Annotated in this window: 23 protein-coding genes and 2 tRNA genes; 11 read left to right on the plus strand and 14 right to left on the minus strand. The window is 28.4% G+C overall.

Annotated features, from left to right (window positions below; translation table 11 throughout):
- The first annotated feature begins 309 nt into the window (after positions 1–309).
- A complete protein-coding gene (dnaA, locus tag SAR11_RS02055; RefSeq protein ID WP_020169003.1) occupies positions 310–1,722 on the plus strand; it encodes a chromosomal replication initiator protein DnaA in 1,413 nt (470 codons plus the stop codon).
- Positions 1,712–2,824: a DNA polymerase III subunit beta gene (gene dnaN / locus SAR11_RS02060; protein ID WP_011281689.1), complete on the plus strand. Its 1,113-nt coding sequence runs from the start codon at positions 1,712–1,714 to the stop codon at positions 2,822–2,824. Before dnaA ends, dnaN begins: the two co-directional genes overlap by 11 nt.
- Here the strand turns inward: dnaN and SAR11_RS02065 are convergent.
- The 3 genes from SAR11_RS02065 to argH all read right to left on the minus strand — a co-directional run bounded on the left by SAR11_RS02065 (position 2,821) and on the right by argH (position 6,255).
- Positions 2,821–3,522, minus strand: a complete 702-nt coding sequence (locus SAR11_RS02065; protein WP_011281690.1) for a lysophospholipid acyltransferase family protein — start codon at positions 3,520–3,522, stop codon at positions 2,821–2,823. The genes dnaN and SAR11_RS02065 overlap by 4 nt on opposite strands.
- A gap of 12 nt (positions 3,523–3,534) precedes the next feature.
- Positions 3,535–4,749, minus strand: a complete 1,215-nt coding sequence (gene lysA / locus SAR11_RS02070) for a diaminopimelate decarboxylase (RefSeq protein WP_011281691.1) — start codon at positions 4,747–4,749, stop codon at positions 3,535–3,537.
- A 117-nt stretch (positions 4,750–4,866) separates the two neighbouring features.
- Complete coding sequence (argH, locus tag SAR11_RS02075) at positions 4,867–6,255, minus strand: argininosuccinate lyase (protein ID WP_011281693.1); 1,389 nt, start codon at positions 6,253–6,255, stop codon at positions 4,867–4,869.
- A gap of 24 nt (positions 6,256–6,279) precedes the next feature.
- On the opposite strand from argH, the gene SAR11_RS02080 reads away from it, so the two are divergent.
- Entirely contained in the window at positions 6,280–6,795 is a 516-nt protein-coding gene (locus SAR11_RS02080; protein ID WP_006997492.1) for a TlpA family protein disulfide reductase, read from the plus strand.
- Here the strand turns inward: SAR11_RS02080 and SAR11_RS02085 are convergent.
- Positions 6,792–6,995 carry a twin transmembrane helix small protein gene (locus SAR11_RS02085; RefSeq protein ID WP_018413748.1) on the minus strand — a complete coding sequence of 68 codons (204 nt, stop codon included), beginning with the start codon at positions 6,993–6,995 and terminating at the stop codon, positions 6,792–6,794. The two genes, SAR11_RS02080 and SAR11_RS02085, sit on opposite strands and share 4 nt — an antisense overlap.
- Positions 6,996–7,045: 50 nt before the next feature.
- Between SAR11_RS02085 and SAR11_RS02090 the strand changes: the two genes are divergently transcribed.
- Both SAR11_RS02090 and SAR11_RS02095 read left to right on the plus strand, forming a co-directional pair.
- Positions 7,046–7,702 carry an alpha/beta hydrolase gene (locus tag SAR11_RS02090; RefSeq protein WP_020169009.1) on the plus strand — a complete coding sequence of 219 codons (657 nt, stop codon included), beginning with the start codon at positions 7,046–7,048 and terminating at the stop codon, positions 7,700–7,702.
- Positions 7,703–7,753: 51 nt separating this feature from the next.
- Positions 7,754–8,320, plus strand: a complete 567-nt coding sequence (locus SAR11_RS02095) for an HNH endonuclease (RefSeq protein WP_006997489.1) — start codon at positions 7,754–7,756, stop codon at positions 8,318–8,320.
- Here SAR11_RS02095 and SAR11_RS02100 read toward each other — a convergent pair whose 3' ends face one another.
- The 3 genes from SAR11_RS02100 to SAR11_RS02110 are packed head-to-tail and all read right to left on the minus strand — an operon-like array spanning position 8,321 to position 9,921.
- Positions 8,321–8,854, minus strand: coding sequence for a demethoxyubiquinone hydroxylase family protein (locus SAR11_RS02100; protein ID WP_006997488.1), 534 nt, complete (start codon positions 8,852–8,854; stop codon positions 8,321–8,323).
- The gene (locus tag SAR11_RS02105; protein ID WP_006997487.1) at positions 8,838–9,317 is read right to left on the minus strand and encodes a disulfide bond formation protein B; all 480 of its coding nucleotides are present in this window, start codon (positions 9,315–9,317) and stop codon (positions 8,838–8,840) included. The genes SAR11_RS02100 and SAR11_RS02105 overlap by 17 nt, the downstream gene beginning before the upstream one ends.
- A 7-nt stretch (positions 9,318–9,324) precedes the next feature.
- Complete coding sequence (locus SAR11_RS02110; protein WP_006997486.1) at positions 9,325–9,921, minus strand: YqaA family protein; 597 nt, start codon at positions 9,919–9,921, stop codon at positions 9,325–9,327.
- A gap of 68 nt (positions 9,922–9,989) precedes the next feature.
- Here SAR11_RS02110 and SAR11_RS02115 point away from each other — a divergent pair.
- Both SAR11_RS02115 and SAR11_RS02120 read left to right on the plus strand, forming a co-directional pair.
- Positions 9,990–10,074, plus strand: a tRNA-Leu gene (locus tag SAR11_RS02115).
- A gap of 7 nt (positions 10,075–10,081) precedes the next feature.
- Entirely contained in the window at positions 10,082–11,788 is a 1,707-nt protein-coding gene (locus tag SAR11_RS02120) for an AMP-dependent synthetase/ligase (RefSeq protein ID WP_041185772.1), read from the plus strand.
- A gap of 356 nt (positions 11,789–12,144) precedes the next feature.
- Here SAR11_RS02120 and SAR11_RS02125 read toward each other — a convergent pair whose 3' ends face one another.
- The 6 genes from SAR11_RS02125 to SAR11_RS02150 all read right to left on the minus strand — a co-directional run bounded on the left by SAR11_RS02125 (position 12,145) and on the right by SAR11_RS02150 (position 16,983).
- Complete coding sequence (locus tag SAR11_RS02125) at positions 12,145–13,059, minus strand: CarD family transcriptional regulator (RefSeq protein WP_041185773.1); 915 nt, start codon at positions 13,057–13,059, stop codon at positions 12,145–12,147.
- A complete protein-coding gene (gene fdxA, locus SAR11_RS02130) occupies positions 13,001–13,327 on the minus strand; it encodes a ferredoxin FdxA (protein WP_006997482.1) in 327 nt (108 codons plus the stop codon). The genes SAR11_RS02125 and fdxA overlap by 59 nt, the downstream gene beginning before the upstream one ends.
- Positions 13,324–13,749, minus strand: a complete 426-nt coding sequence (locus SAR11_RS02135; protein ID WP_011281698.1) for a TerB family tellurite resistance protein — start codon at positions 13,747–13,749, stop codon at positions 13,324–13,326. Before SAR11_RS02135 ends, fdxA begins: the two co-directional genes overlap by 4 nt.
- Positions 13,749–16,229: a helicase-related protein gene (locus tag SAR11_RS02140; protein ID WP_011281699.1), complete on the minus strand. Its 2,481-nt coding sequence runs from the start codon at positions 16,227–16,229 to the stop codon at positions 13,749–13,751. The genes SAR11_RS02135 and SAR11_RS02140 overlap by 1 nt, the downstream gene beginning before the upstream one ends.
- A 129-nt stretch (positions 16,230–16,358) precedes the next feature.
- Complete coding sequence (locus SAR11_RS02145; protein WP_233788033.1) at positions 16,359–16,784, minus strand: PaaI family thioesterase; 426 nt, start codon at positions 16,782–16,784, stop codon at positions 16,359–16,361.
- Positions 16,785–16,906: 122 nt separating this feature from the next.
- Positions 16,907–16,983: transfer RNA gene (locus SAR11_RS02150), tRNA-Arg, on the minus strand.
- Positions 16,984–17,058: 75 nt separating this feature from the next.
- Here SAR11_RS02150 and SAR11_RS02155 point away from each other — a divergent pair.
- The 4 genes from SAR11_RS02155 to SAR11_RS02170 all read left to right on the plus strand — a co-directional run bounded on the left by SAR11_RS02155 (position 17,059) and on the right by SAR11_RS02170 (position 23,582).
- Complete coding sequence (locus SAR11_RS02155) at positions 17,059–18,246, plus strand: acetyl-CoA C-acetyltransferase (RefSeq protein WP_011281701.1); 1,188 nt, start codon at positions 17,059–17,061, stop codon at positions 18,244–18,246.
- Between the two features lie 130 nt (positions 18,247–18,376).
- Positions 18,377–21,415, plus strand: a complete 3,039-nt coding sequence (gene aceE, locus SAR11_RS02160; RefSeq protein WP_011281702.1) for a pyruvate dehydrogenase (acetyl-transferring), homodimeric type — start codon at positions 18,377–18,379, stop codon at positions 21,413–21,415.
- A 1-nt stretch (position 21,416) separates the two neighbouring features.
- Positions 21,417–22,688 carry a 2-oxo acid dehydrogenase subunit E2 gene (locus SAR11_RS02165; RefSeq protein ID WP_011281703.1) on the plus strand — a complete coding sequence of 424 codons (1,272 nt, stop codon included), beginning with the start codon at positions 21,417–21,419 and terminating at the stop codon, positions 22,686–22,688.
- Positions 22,689–22,694: 6 nt separating this feature from the next.
- Complete coding sequence (locus SAR11_RS02170; protein WP_011281704.1) at positions 22,695–23,582, plus strand: DMT family transporter; 888 nt, start codon at positions 22,695–22,697, stop codon at positions 23,580–23,582.
- On the opposite strand, the gene SAR11_RS02175 is transcribed toward SAR11_RS02170, so the two are convergent.
- A complete protein-coding gene (locus SAR11_RS02175; RefSeq protein ID WP_011281705.1) occupies positions 23,579–24,349 on the minus strand; it encodes an undecaprenyl-diphosphate phosphatase in 771 nt (256 codons plus the stop codon). The genes SAR11_RS02170 and SAR11_RS02175 overlap by 4 nt on opposite strands.
- Positions 24,350–24,510 lie beyond the last annotated feature (161 nt).

Genomic DNA, 24,510 nt, shown 5'->3' on the forward strand with positions numbered 1-24,510 from the left:
CAAAAAGAAACATAATTTATAAATCACACAATCATAGATTTTAAATTTGTAAAACTTAATCGTTCAATCAAACAACACTGTGGCAAAATAATTTTTAAGATTTAAAACAGACCACCTCTTGGTTGTAATATTATATCAGCTTAGAGAGAATATTCCCGTTTGAAATGAATCACCTATAGATTTAATTTATTTTTATTTTTACTAAATTATTTATTGCAAATATTAATTTTATTTATTTTTGCTTTTACAAAATTATTTATTGCAAAAAAATTATTTTGCTTCTAACTGACCTTATTCCTACAAATTTTTATGACAAGCAACAACACAACACAAAGTACAAAAGATGTTTCATCTGAAGCTTTAGATTGGGCTTTAATTCAAAAGGATATGAAAAATAAGCTAGGTAGCGATATATATGAAAGCTGGCTTAGAAAGATAGACTTCGTTGAAGAGATGAATAGCTATGTCTTACTTTCGGTTTCTACTAGATTTATTCGAGACTGGATTACTTCAAGATATTTAGACCAAATTTTGCAAATAGTAAAAACGTATAAGAAAGATTTAACAAGAATAGAGTTTAAGATTATTGAAAAAAACTCTGAAAATGAGATAGAAAATAATTTTACTAAAAATGAAAATAATGAAAACGTATCATTCATTAAAGATACATACTTACAATATAACAGAATAGACCCAAATAAAAGATTTGATAACTTTATAACAGGAACAAGTAATAAACTTGCCTATGAAGCATCCATGAAAGTTTCAGAAAATATTTCTCATTATAATCCACTTTATATTTATGGAGGAGTTGGAATGGGAAAAACACATTTATTAAATTCAATTGGTCTTTCATTAAAAGAAAAAAACAAAGTTATGTTTATTTCTGCTGAGAGATTTATGTATCAGTTTGTAAAATCAATCAAATCTAATGATATGGTGAAGTTTAAAGAGTATTTTAGAAATACTGACATATTATTGATAGACGATATTCAATTCATGAATGGTAAAGAAGCAATGCAAGAAGAGTTTTTTCATACGTTTAATGCACTATTAGATAAAGGCTCACAAGTTATAATCTCTGCCGATAGAGCACCGAACAAATTATCAAGAATCCAAGATAGAATTAAATCAAGATTTGCTGGAGGTCTTGTTGTAGATATACAAAAACCTGACTATGAACTTAGAAGTAAAATTGTTAAACAAAAAACAGAGGAACTAAACATTTTTTATTCAAATCAAGTAAATATTTCAGAAGAAATACAAAAGTTTATAAGCACAGAAATAACCACAAGTATTAGAGAGTTAGTAGGAGCAATTAATAGAGTTGTTTCTTTTTCAAGAATTTACAACAAAGTTCCAAATTTATCAGAGGTTAAAGTAGTTTTAAAAGATCTATTAAATATTGGAGAAAATAAAGTAACAATAGATTTAATACAATCAACTGTATGTAAGTTCTTCAAAATTAGTAAAAGTGAGATGCTTTCTTCAAGAAGATCTAGATATCTTGTAAGACCAAGACAAACAGCAATATATTTAACAAAAATTTTGACATCCAAGTCATTACCTGAAATTGGAAGAGAATTTTCTAATAGAGATCATACGACAATCATTCATTCAGTTAAAACCATTGAAAAATTGAAGGAAAAAGATCCAGAAATGACAAACAATATTAATAATCTAAAAAATCAGATATTGTATAATAAAGAAAATGAAATTTAACGTTAATCAACAAGATCTGCAACAAGCACTTAATTATTGCCAAGGCGTAATTGAAAAAAGAAGCACACTTCCTATTTTGTCAAACGTTTTATTAAATGCGAGTAATTCAAACCTAACAATTACAGCAACAGATTTAGATTTAATATTTATTCATCAAATTAACAATGTAGAAGTTATAGAAGAAGGAAACACAACTACTACGTCATCTATTATGTATGACATCATAAGAAAATTTTCGTCAGGAAAAAAAATTAATTTATCTTTAACAGACGTTAGCAAACTCCAAGTTGAGTCTGAAAAATCTGTTTTTAATTTAAATTGTATTAGTGCATCTGAGTTTCCACTAACAGATGAAAACTTTAATCAAAATGAATTTTCTATAAAATCAAAACAATTATTGAAATTATTAAATAAATGTAAATTTTCAGTTTCAAATGATGAAACAAGACACTATTTAAGTGGAATTTTTTTTCATCAAACACAAACTGAAGATAAAAATTTTTTAACAGCAGCAGCTACAGACAGTCATAGAATGTCTATTTCAAAAATAAGATTAGACCAGCAAGTAGATTTTGAACCAATAATACTTCCTAAAAAAACAATTTTTCAACTATGCTCATTGTTAGAAAGTTATGATGGCGATGTTAAAATTTCAAATATTAAATCTAAAATAAAATTTGAATTAAATAATAGTATATTAATATCTAAGTTAATTGATGGGAAATTTCCAAATTATATTCAGGTAATACCTAAGAATAATCAAAAGAAGTTAGAAATAGATTTAAAATTATTTTTAGACTCTGTTGATCGAGTTGCTTCAGTTTCATTAGATAAAAAAGATGGAGTTAAATTTAATTTGTCAAAAGATGTTTTAAACTTATCAGTTAACAACACAAATAGTGGTGATGGAAAAGAAAGTTTAACTGTAAAGTTTGATCATGATCTAGAAATAAGTTTTAATTCTAGATATTTAATTGATGTAGCATCACAACTTGATGGAGATAAGATTGAAATTTTTTTCAATGATACTGGGTCTCCGGCATTAATTAAAGATCCAGGCGATTTTGACAGTATATTTGTTGTAATGCCTATGAAAGGCTAGCTTAAAGTATCAAGTTCAGTATAAATAGTTTTTTCCAATTCTTTCGTAAAAATTTCCTTGCTTAGTCCAGGTTCAATAGGTTTTAAAATTGAAACAGTTAGAGTGGTATTAATTTTTTTCCAACCATGTTTTGGCCAGGTATTACCAGAATTGATTGCGATGGGTTGGCATGGAATATTTAATTCTTCATAAATTCTACCAGATCCTTTTTTAAAAGGAGTTCTATCTTCTGCAGAAAGTCTTGTTCCTTGTGGAAAAATTATTAAAGGTCTTTCAGATAATTTCACTTGTTTAGAAATATCATCGAAAAAACCTAAGTTTTCTTTAGAAATTTTATTTCTTTTAATTGAAATTGACCCTATTTTTTTTAAATACCAGCCAAATATAGGAATCATTAGCAATTCTTTTTTTAAAATAAAAACAGGAGAATTAAAGATAGTTTGTAAAAAAAAAGTTTCAAACATTGACTGGTGTGAAGCAGCTATAAAGAATTTTTTTCCTCTAATTATGTTTTCCCTACCTTTAATGATTATCTTTGTTGATAAAAATATTTTTAAACATAAAGAAGTCCAAAAGCCCATAATTTTTCCACCAAATAAAACTATTTTTTTTGGTAGTAAAATTGCTGGCAAGAAAATTATGGAAATTAAAACTATTCCTAAGAAAAAAAATAATGAAAATAAAAAATTTCTTATCATATTAATCAAAAACTAAATCAAATCTTTTAGTTTTTGTCTTTTTTTAATAATATTAATCTTTGATCCTTTAATTATTAATTCTGCTGGTTTTGGTCTTACATTGTAATTTGAGCTTAGTGACATTCCATAAGCTCCAACATCACACATTAGCACAAGATCTTTTTCTTTTAATTTCTGAAAACCTTTTATAGTTGTAAATTTGTCTGTACTTTCACAAATTGGTCCTACAAATTCATAAGTTTTGTTTGAAATTCTATTATTTTTTACTACAGGTATAGTTTGATGATTTGCACCATATAATGCTGGTCTCATAAGATCATTCATTGCAGCATCTAATATGATGAAATCTTTTTTGGTATTTTCTTTTATATAAATAACTTGAGAAATTAAAAATCCAATATTACCAACTATAGATCGACCAGGTTCAAATATTATTTTTGTTTTTTGGCCCTTTAGAAATTTTTGTATAGCAGTGTTATATTTTTGATAGTTAAGTTTTTTGCTATTTTTCTCATAAGAAATACCCATGCCTCCACCTAGATCAATAAATTCAAAGATATGGCCACTTTTTTTTATTATTTTATTCACTACACTGAGCATTTTTTCATATGGTTTGTGATCTAAAATTTGACTACCAATATGAACACTTAAGCATTTAAGGTTAATATTTTTAGAATGATTTGTAAAATTTACTAATTCAAAAAAAGTTTTTTCATCTACACCAAATTTATTTTCTTTTTTTCCAGTTGAAATTTGTTTTAATGTCTTAGCATCTGTATTTGGATTAAGTCTAATACCTATATTAACTATTTTTTTTTTTGATTTTGCAATTTTTTCAATTTCAATAATTTCACTTTTAGACTCAGCATTTATTAATAAAATTTTTTTATCAATTGCATAACTTATTTCTTTTGAAGTTTTACCCACGCCCGAAAAAACAATTTTTTTTGGGTCTATACCTGCTTTTAGAGCCATCATTAACTCACCCATTGAAACAACATCAGCACCTAGCCCTAATTTTCTAATTTCTCTTATCAGATTTACATTAGTATTGGATTTGACAGCAAAACAAATCAATGGAGAAAAGGAGCTAAAATTTTTTTTAAAATTTTTTATATTTTCTGTTAGCCGTTTGTGCGAATAACAATAAGTTGGTGTACCAAACTTTTTTGCTATTTTTTGAACATTAACTTTTTCAATTGTTAAGTTTTTCTTTATATATTTCATCAATCTACTGACTTTGGAAAAACCATTTCATTCCCCTCATATTGAGGATCTCCTTTTTTTCCACATGAAAACAAGAAAGAACAAATTATAAAAATTAAAATTAGTTTTTTTATCATTTTACGTCTTTTTATATTTCATTATCATTTTTTTGATATTATCAAAAGACGTTCCACCATAAGATTTTTTAGAGTTAACAGAGTTTTTCACATTAAATATCTTTAAAACTTCAATTGTGAGCCTTGGTTCAATTTTCTTTAGTTCGTCAATATTTAATTCATTCAATTTTTTCTTTTTTTTCTCTGCATAATTCACAATAGAAGCTGTAGTTTGATACGCTTTTCTAAATGGCATTGAATGATTTTTAACAAGATAGTCAGCTAAGTCAGTAGCTGTAATATAGCCTGAGTTAGCAAGGTCTAACATTTGTTGTTTATTAGGTTTTAGATTTTTTAAAACCTCATTAAGAATAGCAATACTGTTATTAAGAATTTCATTAGATTTGAAGAGTATTTCTTTATCATCTTGAAGATCTTTAAAATAAGATATGGGAAGCCCTTTAAGAATTGTCAACATTGAAAACAAATTTCCATAAACCGTTCCAGTTTTCCCTCTTAAGTATTCCAACAAATCAGGATTTTTTTTTTGAGGCATTATTGAAGAACCAGTTACCACTTTGTCTGAAAGTGTGATTAAATTGAATCCATCAGAGTTCCAAATAATTAGTTCTTCAGCTATTCTTGAAATATGCATTGAACAAACAGAAGCGCTATATAAAAAATCTAGAACAAAATCTCTATCTGCAACAGTATCAATTGAATTATTTGTTGGTCTTTTAAAGCCTAGTTTTTTTGAAGTAAAATTTCTGTCAATATTAAAAGAAGTACCTGTTAAAGCAGCAACACCCAAAGGATTTTCTGATAAACTTTCTAAATTATAGGTAAATCTTTTTTTGTCCCTATTAAACATTTCTACATAAGACATTAAATAATGCGCAAAAGATACAGCTTGTGCATTTTTTAAATGAGTAAACCCAGGCATTATGGTTTCAATATTTTTTTCTGAAATTTTGAGAATGGTTTTAATAATATTGTCTAAATTCTTATTAATTTCTTTAGTTGCTGAAGTCGTCCACATTTTAAAATCAGTAATTACCTGATCATTTCTAGATCTAGCCGTGTGAACATATCCAGCCTCTTCTCCTATAATTTGAAATAATCTTTTTTCAATATTCATATGAATATCTTCATATTTTTTATTATATTCAAATTTATTTTTTAAAATTTCTTTCTCAATTTTATTAAGTCCAAAAATTATCTTATTCTTAATTTTAAAAGAAATAATTTTTTGTCTAAATAACATCTCAACATGTGCGATTGATCCTAAAATATCTTCTTGAAAAAGCTTTTTATCAATATCTATTGAATTACCAACTTTTTGGAACAAAGTTGAAGCATCTTTCTTTATTCTTGATCCCCATATTGCCATATTGTTTTTATTTTTTACCATGATAATTAATTATACATATTTAGCATGAAATTATTATTAATATTTATCTACCTAATAACTAGCAACATTAGTTATGCACTAGAAAAACCTAATATAAAAAATTTAGTTTTATCAAAAAATACAAAAATATATGAGGGAGTAGTTTTTAAAGACTCAAATAATTATGATGTAAATTTAGATGATTTTAAAGGAAAATTGTTAATATTGAATTTTTGGGCTACTTGGTGTGCTCCTTGCAGAGAGGAGATGCCATCTCTAGATGACTTACAGTCAAATAGTAATTTTGATAACTTAAAAATTTTTCCTATTAATATTGGCCAGGAAAATTTCTCTAAATCAGATTCTTTTTTTAGAGAACTAAATATTCAAAATCTAGAGATATATTTTGATGCGCCAATTACTTTGGCTAAAAAATTTTCTTTAAGGGGAGTTCCTACAACTATTTTATTTAATAAAAAAGGTGAAGAGTTTGGGCGTATTATGGGATCTATTGATTTTAATAATTTGGATTTTATTAATTGGCTAAAACAATACGATTAATCTTTAAAGAAATAAGCAAAACTAACCAATGCTACTATAGCAATGAATTGCAGCAACACTCTTAGCTGCATCAGTTTATTCGAATATTTTTTGCTAGTTTCGCCACCTTTGAACAAAGTTCCAATTCCTAAGATCAAGACGACTGCTACAACTATTAAAAGCACAATACCTAAAATTTTAACTAATGTTCCTGTTATCATGAAACTATTGTAGAATAATTTTTAATAAAAAAAACATAATAAAAACATCTATGACACTTTGTCTATCAACTACAATTATTAAGCCAGAAAAAGATATGCCAATTAAAAATGCTATTATTTTACTGCACGGTTATGGGGGTGATGGGAAAGACATAAGTATGTTGACCTTAAATTGGAAAAGATTTTTGCCTAATACTATTTTTTTATGTCCAGATGGTCATGAAGAATGTAAAATTAACCCAGCAGGTTTTCAATGGTTTGATTTAACTAAAGATGATCCAAGTTATATTCTAGAAGAATCTAAAAAAGCAGAAAATAAACTCCAAAAATATATTGAAGAAGTTAAAACTGAATATAATCTTAATAATTCTCAAATTTGCTTATCAGGATTTAGTCAAGGATGCATGATGTCTATTAATTTAGGTTTAACTAGCAATCAAAATTATAATTGTATTGTTGGTTTTTCTGGTAAGATAATTAATCAAGATGATCTTAGTATGAGAAAATCTTCTTCTACTAAAATGCTATTGATACATGGTGATCAAGACGCAGTTGTGTCACCAACATTTTTATTAGAGGCAAAAGATTTCCTAATTAGAAATAATATTGAAATTGAAACCAAAATGATAAAGAATTGTGAACATCATATTCCTATTGAGGCATCAAGCGCGGCTTTAAATTATATTAAAAATAACTTTCAAATATAATTAAATTCTATTTATTGATAAATTATTTTTTTTCAGTTAGAGTTTTTTATAATGATTTTTAACGATCAGAATTTGTCTTTAGAAAAATGTCCTGCGCTAGTGTTAAATGCAGATTATAGGCCTTTAAGTTATTATCCATTGTCTTTATGGAGCTGGCAAGATTCTATAAAATCTGTTTTTTTGGATAGAGTTGTTATAGTTAGTAATTATGACAGAGTTATTAGGAGCCCATCGTTTAATATGAGATTACCAAGTGTTATTGCATTAAAAAGTTTTATAAAACCACAGTCTAATCCTAGCTTCACAAGATTTAATGTTTTTTTAAGAGATAAATTTTCATGTCAATACTGTGGAAGTGGTGAAGATCTTACTTTTGATCATTTACTTCCAAGATCTAAAGGTGGACAAACCAACTGGGATAATGTTGTAACTGCTTGTTCTTCATGCAATGTAAAAAAAGGTGGAAGGTTATTAAAAAATTTGGATATGAGCTTAAATCAAAAGCCATATCAGCCATCTACAGAAGACCTACATAAAAATGGTAAAAATTTCCCACCAAATTTCCTACACAAGAGCTGGATGGATTATTTGTATTGGGATGTTGAGTTAGAAGCTTAATTAAATTTTCTCAGAAATATTAATAGCAATTTTTGATCCAGTTTTAATTAATTTATCCAGAATAGAATACATTCCTTTTTTAGTTGCACCCTCTTTATAGGCTATATCTTTATGATGCAGCTCATCTTCTCTAAATTTAATTATTTTTTCTTTTAATTTTTTCTCATCGTTTTCTAACTCATTAATTTGATTTAGATAATGTTCGTCAATTACTTCTTCCACTGAGGCAGTGCATAGCATAGCAGCTTTTTTCCCCAGCATTGTTGAGCCAAAACCAAGTCCTACACCAAGCAAATCCCATAAAGGTAAAAACTTTGTAGGTTTTATATTTCTTTTTTTAATTTCATTTTCAAAATATTCACAGTGTTCTTTTTCGTGAATTTTCATTTCTTCAATTTTCTTTTTAAGGTTTTCATCTTTAACAAATGTATTTAGAGCTAGTAATTGGCCTTCATAAATCTTTATTGCACCTCGTTCACCTGCGTGATCAACTCGAATAAATTCTTTTACTTTTTCTTTATTTGTTTTTTTCATAAGTTAAGAAAAGTTTTATAGTTATAGTTGTGATTATTAAAGAGATAAAAATATTTATTGTAGCAAGAGATAATCCTAAAATTTTAAACGTTGCATCTTTACAGCTAACTGTAACCTCTTTTAGCTGATTTAGAAGAGCTTCTTTAGTCAAATCTGCATTATTAGAATTTAGGTCACAAACTAAAGACTCTTTTATAAAGCCTTGCTCTATTCCAAAATGATAAAACGAAATAGAGAATGCTATAATAAATGTAATACTTAAAATTATTAAAAAAAATCTTTCAAACTTTTGAATAAAAATAAAAAGTAAAATTATAACTATTGAAACAACATAAGGTATTCTTTCAATTAAACAAAGATTGCACGGTTGATGACCCAAAATATGTTCAATAAAATAGGCTGTTAAAAGAGCAAAAATACTGAATAACAATATAAGATGAAGTGTAGTTTTTCGTTTAATCATGTTTGTGTTATTTAATTGCAAAATATATTAGGGTAAAAATTAATACAATTATAATACCTAAAATTGTAAACCATTTTGCAGCATCAGTTTTCATAAACTTGCTAAAAATATCACCAAATTTATATGATAGGTATGAGACGATAAAAAATCTCAACCCTCTAGAAAATAGACAAATAATGAAAAATATAGGCAAATTAAAACCAATCATACCACTTGTTATTGTGAATACTTTAAAGGGCAAAGGCGTAAACCCAGCAAGAAATAATGTAGCAAGCCACACATAAAGACCACTTCCCTCAGATAAGCTATTTTTAAGATTAATTACCTTTTCTTCATAATTATAAAATTCTACTACAATCATTCCAAGATCAAAAAAATAAGATCCAATGAAATATCCAAGGATACCTCCAAGTGAAGAAAACAAAGTAGCTATTAAAAAAATTTTTAAATAATCATTTTTTTTTGCAATAACCATTGGAGCAATCATAACGTCAGGTGGGATTGGAAAAAAAGAACTTTCAGTAAAAGATAAAATTGCAAGATAAGTATTTGACTTCTTGTGGGCAGCAAGTTTTAAAGTTTTTTGATATAATTCATTAAGCATTTTTTTGTTTTTAATATAAATTATGTTCTTATACTATTTAATTTTATAGTTATAATAAGGAAAACAAAGGGCGAGTGGCGGAACTGGTAGACGCGCACGACTCAAAATCGTGTTTCGCAAGAAGTGAGAGTTCGATTCTCTCTTCGCCCACCAATATATTATGGAAATAAACAAAATTAATAATTTATTAGAACTATTTTATAAACAGTATCTTACACAAGATAAAACAAGTGTGTTTTTACAATCCTTAAAAGAAGTTGAAAAAAAATATTCTTGGGAAGATGTATATTCAAATGTCATTAAACTTTCTGAGGAAATATCAAGATATATAAAAAAAGGTGATAGATGCTTGTTAATATCAGAAAATAGACCAGAGTGGATGATATCAGATTTATCTATTATGCTTTCGGAGGGCATAACAGTTCCGGCTTATACAACTTATGTAGAAAGAGACTATGAGTATATAATTGATGATTGCACTCCGACTGTTTTAATCATTTCTAATAAGACACAGTATTTAAAAGTAAAAAATATTATACCTAAAAAAAAATTTATAAAAAAAATTATTTTTTTTGATGTAATTGAAGAATTTGACCAAGAACTTCATGTAAGTATTAATCAAATTTTTGCTAATAAAAACTTTAATTCCTTAAATTTTTCTGAATTAAAAATTCAAAGAAAAGATATTGCTTGTATAATTTATACATCTGGTACCCAGGGAAATCCAAAAGGAGTTGTATTAAGCCATGGTGGAATTTTAAACAATTGTGAGGGAGCCCTTGGTTTATTAAAAGAGTTTGTCTCAAAAAAACCTAAATTTTTGACATGGCTACCCCTTTCTCATTCATATGAACATACAGTCCAATTTGTTCAAATAGTCGTGGGAGCACAGGTATTCTATGCTGAGAGTATAGAAAAACTTATAAAAAATATGGAAAATTGTTCACCTGAGATAATGACAGCAGTTCCTAGATTTTATCAAAATTTACATCAAAAAATAAATACTAATTTTAGTAAAGCTACAGGAATAAAAAAATTCTTAATCAATCAAACTATCAAACTTGGAAATAAGAAATTAAATAGAGTGCAATTTTCATTAATAGAAAGTTTAATAAATTTTGTTTGTGATCTTTTAGTACGAAAGAAAATCAAAGAACAATTTGGTGGAAATCTAAAGGCATTTATTTCAGGAGGAGGAGCGTTAGACAAAGAAGTGGGTTGCTTTTTAAATGCAATTGGTCTCCCAACGTTACAAGGGTACGGATTAACCGAAACATCTCCTGTAGTAAGCTGTAATTCTATTAATGAAATTAGGGTAGAAACTGTGGGCAAACCATTTAGGGGAAATTTAGTTAAAATTGCAAATGATGGTGAGATTCTGGTTAAAGGAGAAAATGTGATGTTGGGTTACTGGAATAATGAAGAAGAAACAAATAAAGTTTTAAAGAATGGATGGTTATCTACAGGTGACATTGGAGAGTTTGATGGCGAGTTTTTAAAAATAACAGATAGAAAAAAAGATATAATTATAACTCCAGGTGGAGATAATATTTCTCCAATCAAAATAGAGAGTGATTTAAATAAATCTAATTACATAGAGCAAAGTTTAGTTTATGGTGACAACAAACCTTATCTAGTTTGTTTAATTGTTTTAAGCTCAGAATATAAAAATATAAAGAATGAAGAAATTAAAATAGAAATAGAAAAAATAAATAAAAATTTAAGTAAAATAGAAAAAATAAAAAAGTTTTTTGTAATTAAAAATCAATTTACAATTGAAAACAATATGATGACCCCTACTTTAAAATTAAAAAGATATAAAATTATAAAAACTTATCAAAATGAGTTAGAAAAACTTTTTAATTAATTTTTATAAAAGACATTATAAGTCGCATAAACGTTAATGTTTTTTACATAACAAAAATTTTAAATAAAAATTTTTTTTAAAAAATAAATTTATAATTTGCCAATTAATTAATGAATTGACATCACTTGTATAAAAAAATAAAAATAAGTTAACAACGAATCACTTTGATTCGTTTAACTTAAACAGGGAGCTAAAGATGGCTACAAAGAAAAAAGCTAAAAAAGCTAAAAAGAAGACTAAGAAAAAAGCTAAAAAAGCTAAAAAAGCGAAGAAAAGAAAAAGATAGTATCTTAGACTTTTCAAAAAACGCTTCTCATAACGTTATGTGTGAGAGGCGTTTTTTTTTGCCCTAATTTTTAATCCTCAGTATCGGTAATTGGCTCTGAGTCTGTGTCAGATTCTGTGATAGGTTCTTTAATCTTAGTTGGTGCAGCCACAGCTTTTGCTTGGCCCTCCAAATTTCTCTTTAAAGCCTTATCTAATTTTTTCTGGGTATCTTCTAATGATATACCCATCACTATTTGAAATTCAGATAAAATTCTTTCATAAGCTTTTTCAAACAACTGTCTTTCACTGTATGATTGATCAACCATTAAGTCGTCACCTTTATTTAAATCTCTAACAACTTCTGCAAGCTCATAGATTTTGCCTGAAGAAATTTTTGCTTCATATTCCTGTGCTCTTCTACTCCACATAGATCTTTTAATTTTTGGCTTGCTTTTTAAAATAGATATACATTTATTGACCTGATTTATTGTTGCAAGAGGTCTAAGATGAGATTGCTTATTTACAGGAACCATACCATTGGCTTTGTCTTTTTCAAATTTAAGAACATAAGTTTCAACATCAATTCCACCAATGTTAATTTTTTTAAACTCTGTAATTTGGCCAACGCCATGTTTTGGATAAACAACGTAATCTTTAACTTTATATTCTCTTTTTTCTGTTTCTTGTTTTTTTACCTTTTTAATTTCAGGCTTAACTTCATTACTTTTTGAAATTCTTAAATTATCAGTTTTAATTTCTACTTTTTCTGGAACAGCTTTTTTAGAGACTGTTTTTAAATTTTTTTTAATTTTAGTTGGAGTTGCTTTTATTGTTTTAGTTTTTTTTACTGGAATTTTTTTTTTTACAACTTTAGCTTTAGGAAGCGTAGGCTTTTTTGCTACCTTTGCTTTAGTTTTTTTTTTTACTTTTTTCTCAGGAGTTTTTTTAAAGATTTTCGCTAAAATATTTGTCGTACTTGTTTTCTTCATTTTTATATTTTTCATTATCCTCTGGAGGATCTTTTTTAATAGTTATATTTGGCCAAATTTCAGAATACTTTGTATTTAGTTCAAGCCATTTTTCGCTCCCAGACTCAGTATCTGCTACTATCGCATCTACTGGACATTCTGGCTCGCAAACGCCACAATCTATACACTCCTCGGGTTTAATTACAAGCATATTTTTGCCTTCATAAAAGCAATCAACAGGACAGACTTCAACGCAGTCCATTAGTTTACACTTAATACATTTATCATTTACAACGTATGTCATTTTCCCAATTCACTTTTTACTTTTAACTTCAAGTCTCCCATTGTCTTGGCATCCACATATAGTAAACCTGAGAGTCTTCTCATTAAGTTTGTTTCATAAATGTCAGCACTATTGTTTGAATAGATTATTTTCCATAATGACTCAATTATTTTAATTTTATCAGAATCTGGAACATTTTTTACTTCTCTTGTAAAATCTAATATTTGATTTGAGTTATCTTCAACAATTATTGCTTCAGACATAATTTTATCTATCTCAGAGACCGGTGCGCCTAAATCAATAAGCGTTTCTTTAATAATATCTTCTTCTTTTTTTTCATAAGCCTCATCTATTTTTGCTGCATGAATTAGCAAGGCAGCAATTTTAGAATAAGAGTTATCCTGAGGTTCATTTTTTTCTTTATTTTTAAAAAAGCTAATCATTAATTCAAATTTAAGTTTTTCAATACTTTAAATGGGCTGTTTGAAGTATCTATTTTTTTAAAAGTTTTTTTAATTTGTTTTTTTGGATTATATCTAAAATACATATCATTGTCTTTTTCTAAAGTTTTATAATTCATTTTTTCAATCAATTTCTTAAAGTTATCTTTACTACATCCTAATAAATTAAGCATCTCTGGTACTAGTTTAATTTCTTTATCCTTTTCGGGGCTAGCGTTAATAATTAGCATAAATAATCTCTCTAAGATGTCAATTCTAACAAAATAATTATCAAAATTTTCAAATCCACATAAAAGCATAAATTTTTTATTTCTTTTATTTTTGTCATCTAAAAAATTTAAACCAAACGTAGGTGGCGTCAACTCAAAATACTTTTGGTTAAAATTTTTCCATAATAAAGTTCTTAAAGAAACTGCTTCAGGTTTTAATAGTTTGAATAAAAAAATATGATAACGCCCAAACTTCACCCCTAAGTCTCTTAAAATTTTTCTTTCATCTTGCCCAAGTTTTTTTAAGTATTCGGTAACCATTTCTCTTTTAACTACACCATTGTTTTCATACAATTGATAAGCTAAAGCTTTAATGGATGAGTTACTTTCTTTTAAATTTCTTAGATCAATTAAACTTTTTAGTATTAAATTAATTTTTTCATTAACCCATTTTTCAATAAATTCTGATAATTTTTGTTTGTCATTATTTTCTAAAAGATCATCTACTATTAAAAGTATATCTGGATTTAAATAATCTTTTCCGGTTACTAATTTTGCAATAGGAAAATTTTTCCAATAGATTTTAAAATCATCTTTTAATTCAATTAGACCTGTTTCTATGATTAACTGAACTCTTTTTTGAAGCTCGGGCCCCACAGTCTGTCTTGCTGCCTTTTTCAATGATTTAATGTCAGTTTCTAAAGCCCCAACTTTTAAGTCCATTTCAAATTTTAGACCTTTTAAATCACCAATAAACTGCTCATCAATTATTACTTTGTCGTTTTCCATTATTTCAGTTTTAAAATCCATATCTTGGTTTAAGCCTCTTGCAAGTACGCTGGCTCGTTTATCAATAAATGTTTTTGTAAGTTCTTCATGTAGTCTATCTGATAATCTATCTTCTAATAGTTTTGTTTTCTCTATCCAATAATCTTGGTTTTCAACCCAATTAATTTTATTGGAAACATAAGACCAAGTTCTAACATTTGCAATTCTATTTGACAAAGAATCTACATTTCCTTCTAATTTATCTAATTTCATCAACTGTAATCTCATATAATCATTGGTAATTTTACCATAATTACTATTTAAAAAATTGAATACCTTGCCAACAACTTCAATATGATTTCCATATGTTTTTTTCACAAAGTCTGGAATTTGACAACACTCCCAAAGTAATTCAAGTGTTTCTCTGTTGTTTTCAATTTTGTTACCTTCCATATCTTTTAAAAAATATTTTAATACTTTTTCATCTCCGCACTCGTGTATTTTCCTTAACCAATCTTTATTGGGTTTTTCTTCAAGTGATTTAATTAAACTTAAAGCGTTATTAAAATTTAAATTAGAATTTCTCCAAAATAACATTCTAATTTCTTCAAATTTATGATTTTCAAGTAATTCTACTTCCTCAGCTGAAATATCTTTGCAGTCTCCAGTCACTCCAAAACTACCATCATTTAAATATCTGCCTGCTCTTCCAGCAATTTGCCCAATCTCAGACATATTAAGACGTCTTAATTTTTTACCATCAAATTTTTTAAGGTTTGAAAAATATACATTTTCTAAATCCATATTAATTCCCATACCAATTGCATCTGTAGCAACTAGGAAATCAACATCCCCTGATTGATATAATTCAACCTGTGCATTTCTGGTTTTTGGACTTAGAGAGCCCATAACAATAGCTGCTCCACCTTTTTGTCTACGTACAAGTTCAGCAATTGCATAAACTTCTTCAGTTGAAAAAGCTATTATTGCAGTTTTTCTATTTATTCTTGATATTTTTTTATGCCCTACATAAGTAAGTTTTGAAAGTCTTTCTCTATTTATAAACTCAGTGTCTTCATTCAATTTATTAACTATATTTTTAATAGTGCTAGATCCCATAAACATCGTTAGTTTTTCGCCACGAAGATTTAACAATCTATCAGTAAAAATATGACCTCTCTCATGATCTGCACACATTTGTATTTCATCAATACCCACAAAATCTAAATGCTTATTGATTGGCATCGATTCTACTGTGCAAAGAAAATATTTTGCATTAGGAGGAATTATTTTTTCTTCACCCGTGATTAATGCAACTTTATCAGAGCTTATTTTTTTTATAATTTTGTCATATACCTCTCTTGCAAGTAAACGTAATGGAAATCCAATCATTCCCGAATCAAAAGAAAGCATTGTTTCTATTGCAAGATAGGTTTTGCCGGTATTTGTTGGACCAAGAACAGCTGTAATTTTATTTTTAGACATTTCTATTGATGGTACCTTAAATTTTTACTCCACCATATATTGTTGTCCATAAAGAACAAAAATAGGTTAAAACATGACCGAATCATTAGAGAAAAGTTCTCATTTTAAAGTTTATAAAATTATTAAAAATTAACCACCTGGACCTAAGTTAGAAGATTTTATTTTTAAAATTTTCCATATACCTGAAGCAGAGGTTATAATTTTATTGTTACATTTTAGTTCACAAAACAAAAATACTAGTGAATTTGTTTTTTTTAAAATTCTTGTAAAACCGGTGATTTCATCTCCCACTTTAGATGCACCAATAAATTTTAAGTCTAATGAAATGGTTACACAAGGTGCATTACCTGACGCTCTGTGTGCAGCAGTTCCTGCACCTGCATCAATTAAGGCTGATAAATAACCACCATGAGTTATTCCTGCATTATTCAAATGGTTTTCATTAATTATAGATTTAAACTCATATTCTGTTTCAGACATAGTTCTAAATAAAACACCACCATTGTGTTTCATAAAACCAGATTTAATACTTATTTGTTCAAATTCATTACTCATAATTTTTATAATATGAAGGTTAAAATTAATAAGATTATAAAAACAATTATAAAAAAATATATAACTGATTTTTGTAGAGATGATTTTAGTAGCCAATCTAACATTTTTTTATTTATCCTTTTTGGTGGACCGCCCAGAACTCGAATCTGGAATCTCCCGGTTCGTAGCCGAGCGCCTTATCCAATTTGGCCAGCGGTCCTTAATTAAATAATTTACTCAGTATATCAAAGTTTTTAATGTAATTTAACTTATAAAATATTATGTTGTATTAGCAATGACCAAAAAACTAGATGATGTAGTTATTACAGCTGCATTAAGAACACCTATAGGCACATATAAAGGATCTTTAAAAGATTTGAGTGCTGATAAATTAGGTGCATTAGCTATTAAAGAAGCTGTCTATAAATCAAAATTAAAATCAGACGATATTGATGAAGTGATTATGGGACATGTTTTAACTTCTGGGCTAGGACAAAACCCAGCAAGACAAGCTTCTATTCATGCTGGAATTCCAGTTTCAAAACCTGCACATATAATCAATCAAGTATGTGGATCTGGATTAAGATCTGTAATTTCAGGATATCAGTCTATTAAACTAGGTGAAAATAAAATTATAGTTGCTGGTGGACAAGAAAATATGTCTAGAGCACCACATGCTATATTTTATCGAGAAGATAAAAGACTAGATGAAAATAAGTTAGTAGATACGATGATCAATGATGGATTAATAGACTCGTTTAACAATTATCACATGGGAATAACTGCTGAAAATGTTGCAGAAAAATATAAAATTTCTAGAGATGAACAAGATTTATTTGCATTAAATTCTCAAGAAAAAACTCAACAAGCTATAAATGAAAATAGATTCAAAAATGAGCTGATCAAATTAAAGATTGATACAGATAATAAAAATTTTCTTTTTGAAAAAGATGAACATCCAAGAAGCAATTTAAATTTAGAAGATCTAAAAAAACTAAAAACTGTTTTCAAAGAAAATGGAACAGTCACCGCAGGAAATTCATCAGGAATCAATGATGGTGCGGCAGCAACTATATTAATGTCTAGAGATGAAGCAGAACATAGAGACATAGAGCCTTTAGCTAAAGTAGTCTCTTGGGCAACTTGTGGTGTTGAACCCTCGTTGATGGGGTTAGGTCCAATTCAAGCTGTTAATATAGCTTTAGAAAAAGCTGAATGGAGGAGAGAAGATGTCGATTTATTTGAAATAAATGAAGCATTTGCAGCTCAAAGTATTGCTGTAATTAGAGATCTTAAAATTCCTAAAGAGATTGTAAATGTTAATGGTGGGGCAATTGCATTAGGACATCCAATTGGAGCTTCAGGAACCAGAATTTTAGTAACTCTTATTCATGAGATGATTAGACGAAATAAAAGCAAAGGTTGTGCCACCCTCTGTATTGGTGGTGGAATGGGAATAGCCATGTGCATTGAGAGAAATTAACTTCTTATTTATTTGTTAATTTTAAAGTTTTTTGTTCAATAAAAATACAGGTTTGCACAAAAAGGCTTATTATTGTGCTAAAATAACATGAGATATAGTTTTTTTTAAGTGTATAAATCGATTTAAAATAATGAGTGAAAAATTACTTGTTCCGGACATTGGTGAATTTGAAAAAGTTGAGGTCATTGAACTTTTAGTAAAAGTTGGAGATCAAATAAACTTAAATGATCCTGTTGTTACCATTGAGAGTGACAAATCTAGTGTTGAAATTCCATCAACAGTTTCTGGCAAGATAGAATCTGTAAATATTAAAGTGGGTGATAAAGTTTCTAAAGGAGACATATTATTAAGTATTGAGTCTTCAAAAGAAAGCCCTTCAGAAAAGCCAATTCCTAAAGATACAGAAAGTATTATTAAACAAGCAGAATCTGTTTTAAAGAATGAAAAAAAAGAAGAAGCTAGTCAACAAAGTCCAGCCCCAGAAAAAAAACAAACAATAATTCAAGTTACAAATGAAAATGATATTGATCCATTAGAGACACAAGATTGGTTAGAGTCTTTATCTGCAGTTGTTGAAAAAGATGGAAATCAAAGAGCTCATTTTTTGATAAAAGAATTAATCAACAAAGCATATCAAGAAGGTGCAAATATTCCTTATACACAACACACTCCTTACATAAATACAATCCCACCAGAGGCAGAAGTCAAGTCCAATGGAGATCAGAACATTGAAAGAAGAATTAGATCTTTAATTAGATGGAATGCAGCAGCCATGGTTGTGAGAGCAAATAAAAAATTTCCTGAATTAGGTGGTCATATAGGAACATTCGCATCTGCAGCAACACTTTATGATGTAGGAATGAATCATTTTTGGAGAGCTAAAAATAATAAATTTGGTGGTGATTTAGTTTATTTTCAAGGTCATAGTGCACCAGGCATCTATGCTAGAGCATTTTTAGAAGGCAGATTAAATGAAAAACAATTAGATAGTTTTAGACAAGAAGTAAAACCAGGGGGACTTTCTTCATATCCACACCCTTGGTTGATGCCAAAGTTTTGGCAGTTTCCAACAGTGTCAATGGGATTAGGACCTATGCTTGCAATTTACCAGGCGAGATATATGAAATATTTAATTAATAGAGGATTAATTAAAGATGAAGGTAGAAAAGTTTGGGCATTTCTTGGTGATGGAGAAATGGATGAGCCTGAGTCTTTAGGTGCTATAGGGTTAGCTTCTAGGGAAAAACTGGATAATTTAATATTTGTTATAAACTGTAATCTTCAAAGATTAGATGGACCTGTTAGAGGTAATGGAAAAATTATTCAAGAGCTAGAAGGAAGTTTTAGAGGAGCTGGTTGGAATGTAATTAAAGTAATTTGGGGTTCTTACTGGGACTCACTGATTGCTAATGATAAAACAGGTCATTTAGTTAAAGCTATGAACGAAACTGTTGATGGTGAGTATCAAGCAATGAAGGCTAGAGATGGAGCTTACGTTAGAGAAAAATTTTTTGGAAAATATCCAGAGACACAAGAGCTAGTTTCTAGTTTGTCAGATAAAGATATTTGGAGATTGAATAGAGGTGGTCATGATCCTCATAAAGTTTATGCAGCATATGATCAGGCATCAAAAAATCAAGGCAGCCCAACGGTTATAATCGCTAAAACCATTAAAGGTTATGGCATGGGAAAAACAGGCGAAAGTGTTAACACAACTCATCAAACTAAGAAATTAGACGTAGACGATTTATTATATTATAGAGATCGTTTTGATGTGCCCTTGACTGACGATCAAGTAAAAAATGTAGAGTATTTTAAGCCAGACGAAAAATCTCCTGAAATTAAATACATCAAAGAAAGAAGAACGAACCTTGGGGGTTCTTTGCCAGAGAGAACAACTTACGCAAAGCCAATTAAAGCACCAGCAAAAGATATTTTTGATTTTATGAAAGTATCAACAGGTGAAAAAGAAATGTCTACAACCATGGCATTAGTTAGAATGTTTACAAATTTGCTAAGAGACAAGAATGTTTCACCGAGGTTAGTCCCAATTATTCCTGATGAAGCAAGAACTTTTGGCATGGAAGGATTTTTTCAAAAAATAGGAATATATGCTCATGAAGGTCAAAAATATGAACCTGAAGACTCTGCACAGTTAAGCTCTTATAGAGAAGATAAAAGTGGACAAGTATTAGAGGAAGGAATTAATGAAGCTGGAGCAATGTCATCATGGATTGCAGCTGCAACAGCTTACACGAATCATGATATTGAAATGATTCCAATTTATATTTTTTACTCAATGTTTGGTTTTCAAAGAATAGGAGATCTTGCATGGGCTGCTGGAGATAGTCAGGCCAGAGGTTTTTTAATTGGAGCAACAGCTGGAAGAACTACTTTGGCTGGTGAAGGATTACAACACCAAGATGGACACAGTCACTTGATAGCTTCAACGATACCAAATTGTGTAACATATGACCCAACTTTTCATTATGAGTTAGCTGTTATTTTTAGAGAAGGCTTGAGAAGAATGCATGAAAAAAATGAAAATGTTTTTTATTATATCACAACCATGAATGAAAACTATTCACATCCAGGAATGCCAAAAGATAAAAATTGTGAAGAAGGAATTCTTAAAGGAATGTACAAGATTAAAGAATTTAATAGGTATGGAAAAACAAAAATTCAACTTTTAGGCTCAGGTACAATATTGAGAGAAATGATGTCTGCAGCAGAAATTCTTCAAAATGAATATCAGATAGATAGTGAAATTTGGAGTGTTACTAGCTTTAATGAGTTGAGAAAAGATGGCATGGAAGTTGAAAGATATAATCTCTTAAACCCTGATAAAGAACAAAAAGTTTCATTTGTAGAACAGTGTTTAGGAAAAACTGAAGGACCGATTATGGCAGCCTCAGATTATATGAGAATGAATTCTGACCAAATTAGACCTTATACTAATAAAAGTTTTTATTCTTTAGGGACAGATGGTTATGGAAGAAGTGACACTAGAAAAAACCTTAGAAAATTTTTTGAAGTTGATAAAGAGCATATTGTTGCCTATGGACTGAGTGTGTTAGCAAAAGAGCAACTGATAGCTTCTAAATACGCTAAAGAAGCCATAAAGAAGTATAATATTGATGGCAGCAAACCAATGCCAACAAAACTATAAGATGTCAGATAAAGAGATTAAAGTACCAAATATTGGTGAATTTAAAGACGTTGAGGTAATTGAGGTGCTAGTTTCAAATGGCCAGTCAGTTTCTAAAAATGATCCACTTATTACAATTGAGAGTGACAAATCTAGTGTTGAAATACCAGCTTCTTTTGATGGAAAGATTAAGTCTGTTAAAATTAAAGTGGGAGATAGGGTTTCAGAAGGTGATTTAATATTAACTATAGAACAGTCTGGAGAAGAAGAAAAAAAAATAGAACAAAAAACTATTAAAGAAGCAGAACAAGTTACAAATCAAAATCAAGTAGAAAAAATTGCAAAAGTCAATCCAGCACAAAATACAATAAAAAAAGATAATTCAGAAATTTCATCTGCAAGCCCAAAAGTACGTAAATTTGCTAGAGAACTTGGGGTTAATATTAATGAAATAGTTGGTAGTGAAAGACAGGGAAGAATTGTGGAAGATGATGTAAAAAATTTTATATCCTCTAGAATTAATAAAGCTCCAGATAAGACCGAAGTTCAACCAAAAAAAATTGTTAGTGAATATTCTCATTCTGATTTTGGTGAAATTGAAGTTAAAGATATGCCTAGAGTTAAAAAATTAGCCTCTACATATTTAGTTAATTCTTGGACTACAATACCTCATGTCACAAATCATGATGAAGCAGATATAACTGAAATGGAAGATTTTAGAACTTCACTTACTGACATGTATACAGGGGAAAGAAAAAAAATTACTCCATTAGCTTTTATTGTTAAAGCTTTAGTTGCATCTTTAAAAAAGTTTCCTAGTTTCAACTCTTCAATAGATGATATTGAAAATGGAAAAATTACAATGAAAAACTATTTTCATGTTGGGATTGCAGTGGATACTCCACATGGTTTAATGGTGCCAAAAATTAGAAATGCTGACAATAAAAGCATCTCATATATTAGCAATGAATTGAAAATAGTAAGTGACCAATGTAGAAATTTAAAAATAGATAAGAAAGAATTTTTTGGAGGATCTATGACTATTACGAGTCTTGGAGGAATTGGAGGTTCATTCTTTACACCAATAATAAATTATCCAGAAGTTGCTATATTAGGAGTAGGCAAGGCACAAAAAAAACAAATTTTTATTAATGGGAAATTTGAAACAAGAACAATGCTACCGCTTTCTTTATCATATGATCACAGAATAATTGATGGAGCTGAAGCAGCTAGATTTAATAATGATCTAAAAGAAAATTTAGGCAAAAATTTTGCTTATAAATTAGCTGTATAGATATTAATGTCAAAAACATCATCATTATTTTGTGCATTATTATGTACATTCATATGGGGAACGACTTTTATAGCTCAAGATACTGGAATGGACGACATTGGCCCTTTCACTTTTAATGCTGTCAGGTTTTTTGTTGGTTTTTTAGTAGTAGCTCCATTAGCTTTTATTTTTGAAAGAAAAAAAATATCAAAATCAGTACAAAAAAATCAAAAAGAATTTATCAACTTGGCTATTTTAATAGGCCTATCTTTATTTTTGGGATCAGCACTTCAACAAGTAGCTTTACTCTATACAGATGTTGCTAATGCTGCATTCTTTACGATTTTTTATGTGCCAATGGTTCCGTTTATAATTTTTTTCATGTATAAAAAGCCAATTCACTGGAGTATTTGGCCTTCTGTTCTTCTTTGTGTGATGGGAGGTTATTTGTTAACTAATTTTTATAGCGCAACAGTTAGAAATGGTGATGCACTTATAATAATAGGCGCATTTTTCTGGAGTACACACATTATTTTTACTGGCAAAATTATAGAAAAATATAATCTTCCATTAACAATTGGTGCGATTCAAACTTTAATTGTTTCCTCGCTATCATTAATTATAGGATTAATTTTTGAAGATTTTATTTGGTCCAATATTCTTAAAGAAAAATTTCAAATCTTATATGCTGGAATTTTGTCTGGAGGTCTTGCATTTGTTTTACAAATATATGCACAAAAAAATATATCCCCTGCTCCCTCAGCAATAATCTTTTCTTTAGAGGGTGTTTTTGCGACAATTGCTGCTTGGATTTTATTAGATCAAATTTTAGATATAAATAATTTATTTGGATGTTTATTTATTTTATTTGGTGTTTTGTTTTCACAATTAGCACCAATATTAAAAAAAAATTAATTATATATTATTATAAACAGAATTATTGAAATAATTATTCTGTAAATAACAAAAACATTCAAAGAAAATTTGTTTATATAATCTAGGAAAAACTTAACTGTAAAATAAGAAAATAAAAAAGAAAGAGTGATTGATATTAGTACAAGATAGTTAAGCTCAAAGCTTTGACCAATGGCATTTTTTAACTGTAGCACACTTGCTCCAGCTATAGCAGGTATAGCTAGTAAAAAAGAAATTTTACTTGAATCAAATCTATTAAATCTAAAAAGTCTTGCAGCCGTTATTGTAATACCTGCCCTACTCACACCAGGTATTAAAGCAAGTATTTGGAACAAACCAATATATAGTATTGTTTTAAAATTTAAATTAGATGATATTTTTTTATCAAATTTACTTTTATCTGCGAGATATAAGATAATTCCAAAAATTAATGTTGTCCAAGCGATTATCTTTAAATTGTTTTCTAATAGGTTAACTAGACCTGTGGAGCTGATTACGTAGCCAGCTATTACAATTGGTATTGAGCCAATAATTAATAAAGATAATAACTTCTGATTATTTCTAAGGTCCAATAACTCTCTTCTAAAATAAAAGACTATTGCAAGTAAAGAGCCAAGATGGAGACTAACATCAATCATTAGTGAGTTAGAATTAAACTCAAATATTATCTCAACAATATTCAAGTGAGCTGATGAACTAATTGGTAAAAATTCTGATATTCCCTGAACTATTGATAAGATTATAATTTCAATAATATTTGAGAACATTTAATGCTTCGTAGCTTAAATATTCAATAATTTAAACAATTCCATTTTAACATATTAGATATGCATAAATTAAAATATTAAGATTTAATTGGATTTATTTCAAATTTAAGGTCATATATGCTGACCTTGTTTGTCTTTTATTACATAAAACCTTGATATAT

It is taken from the genome of Candidatus Pelagibacter ubique HTCC1062 (genome assembly GCF_000012345.1).
In the GTDB taxonomy this organism is placed as follows: domain Bacteria; phylum Pseudomonadota; class Alphaproteobacteria; order Pelagibacterales; family Pelagibacteraceae; genus Pelagibacter; species Pelagibacter ubiqueversans.

What these genes read in the sequence shown, in the direction of transcription:
- SAR11_RS02090 (WP_020169009.1), top strand. Translation starts at nt 7,046, where the DNA reads ATGACACTTTGTCTATCAACTACAATTATTAAGCCAGAAAAAGATATG.
- SAR11_RS02140 (WP_011281699.1), bottom strand. Translation starts at nt 16,229, where the DNA reads ATGTCTAAAAATAAAATTACAGCTGTTCTTGGTCCAACAAATACCGGC.
- SAR11_RS02085 (WP_018413748.1), bottom strand. Translation starts at nt 6,995, where the DNA reads ATGATAACAGGAACATTAGTTAAAATTTTAGGTATTGTGCTTTTAATA.
- SAR11_RS02065 (WP_011281690.1), bottom strand. Translation starts at nt 3,522, where the DNA reads ATGATAAGAAATTTTTTATTTTCATTATTTTTTTTCTTAGGAATAGTT.
- SAR11_RS02145 (WP_233788033.1), bottom strand. Translation starts at nt 16,784, where the DNA reads ATGAGTAATGAATTTGAACAAATAAGTATTAAATCTGGTTTTATGAAA.
- SAR11_RS02100 (WP_006997488.1), bottom strand. Translation starts at nt 8,854, where the DNA reads ATGAAAAAAACAAATAAAGAAAAAGTAAAAGAATTTATTCGAGTTGAT.
- SAR11_RS02105 (WP_006997487.1), bottom strand. Translation starts at nt 9,317, where the DNA reads ATGATTAAACGAAAAACTACACTTCATCTTATATTGTTATTCAGTATT.
- SAR11_RS02175 (WP_011281705.1), bottom strand. Translation starts at nt 24,349, where the DNA reads ATGTTCTCAAATATTATTGAAATTATAATCTTATCAATAGTTCAGGGA.
- SAR11_RS02095 (WP_006997489.1), top strand. Translation starts at nt 7,754, where the DNA reads ATGATTTTTAACGATCAGAATTTGTCTTTAGAAAAATGTCCTGCGCTA.
- SAR11_RS02125 (WP_041185773.1), bottom strand. Translation starts at nt 13,059, where the DNA reads ATGAAAAATATAAAAATGAAGAAAACAAGTACGACAAATATTTTAGCG.
- fdxA (WP_006997482.1), bottom strand. Translation starts at nt 13,327, where the DNA reads ATGACATACGTTGTAAATGATAAATGTATTAAGTGTAAACTAATGGAC.
- dnaN (WP_011281689.1), top strand. Translation starts at nt 1,712, where the DNA reads ATGAAATTTAACGTTAATCAACAAGATCTGCAACAAGCACTTAATTAT.
- aceE (WP_011281702.1), top strand. Translation starts at nt 18,377, where the DNA reads ATGAGTGAAAAATTACTTGTTCCGGACATTGGTGAATTTGAAAAAGTT.
- SAR11_RS02135 (WP_011281698.1), bottom strand. Translation starts at nt 13,749, where the DNA reads ATGATTAGCTTTTTTAAAAATAAAGAAAAAAATGAACCTCAGGATAAC.
- SAR11_RS02170 (WP_011281704.1), top strand. Translation starts at nt 22,695, where the DNA reads ATGTCAAAAACATCATCATTATTTTGTGCATTATTATGTACATTCATA.
- lysA (WP_011281691.1), bottom strand. Translation starts at nt 4,749, where the DNA reads ATGAAATATATAAAGAAAAACTTAACAATTGAAAAAGTTAATGTTCAA.
- SAR11_RS02110 (WP_006997486.1), bottom strand. Translation starts at nt 9,921, where the DNA reads ATGCTTAATGAATTATATCAAAAAACTTTAAAACTTGCTGCCCACAAG.
- SAR11_RS02165 (WP_011281703.1), top strand. Translation starts at nt 21,417, where the DNA reads ATGTCAGATAAAGAGATTAAAGTACCAAATATTGGTGAATTTAAAGAC.
- dnaA (WP_020169003.1), top strand. Translation starts at nt 310, where the DNA reads ATGACAAGCAACAACACAACACAAAGTACAAAAGATGTTTCATCTGAA.
- SAR11_RS02120 (WP_041185772.1), top strand. Translation starts at nt 10,082, where the DNA reads ATGGAAATAAACAAAATTAATAATTTATTAGAACTATTTTATAAACAG.
- SAR11_RS02155 (WP_011281701.1), top strand. Translation starts at nt 17,059, where the DNA reads ATGACCAAAAAACTAGATGATGTAGTTATTACAGCTGCATTAAGAACA.
- SAR11_RS02080 (WP_006997492.1), top strand. Translation starts at nt 6,280, where the DNA reads ATGAAATTATTATTAATATTTATCTACCTAATAACTAGCAACATTAGT.
- argH (WP_011281693.1), bottom strand. Translation starts at nt 6,255, where the DNA reads ATGGTAAAAAATAAAAACAATATGGCAATATGGGGATCAAGAATAAAG.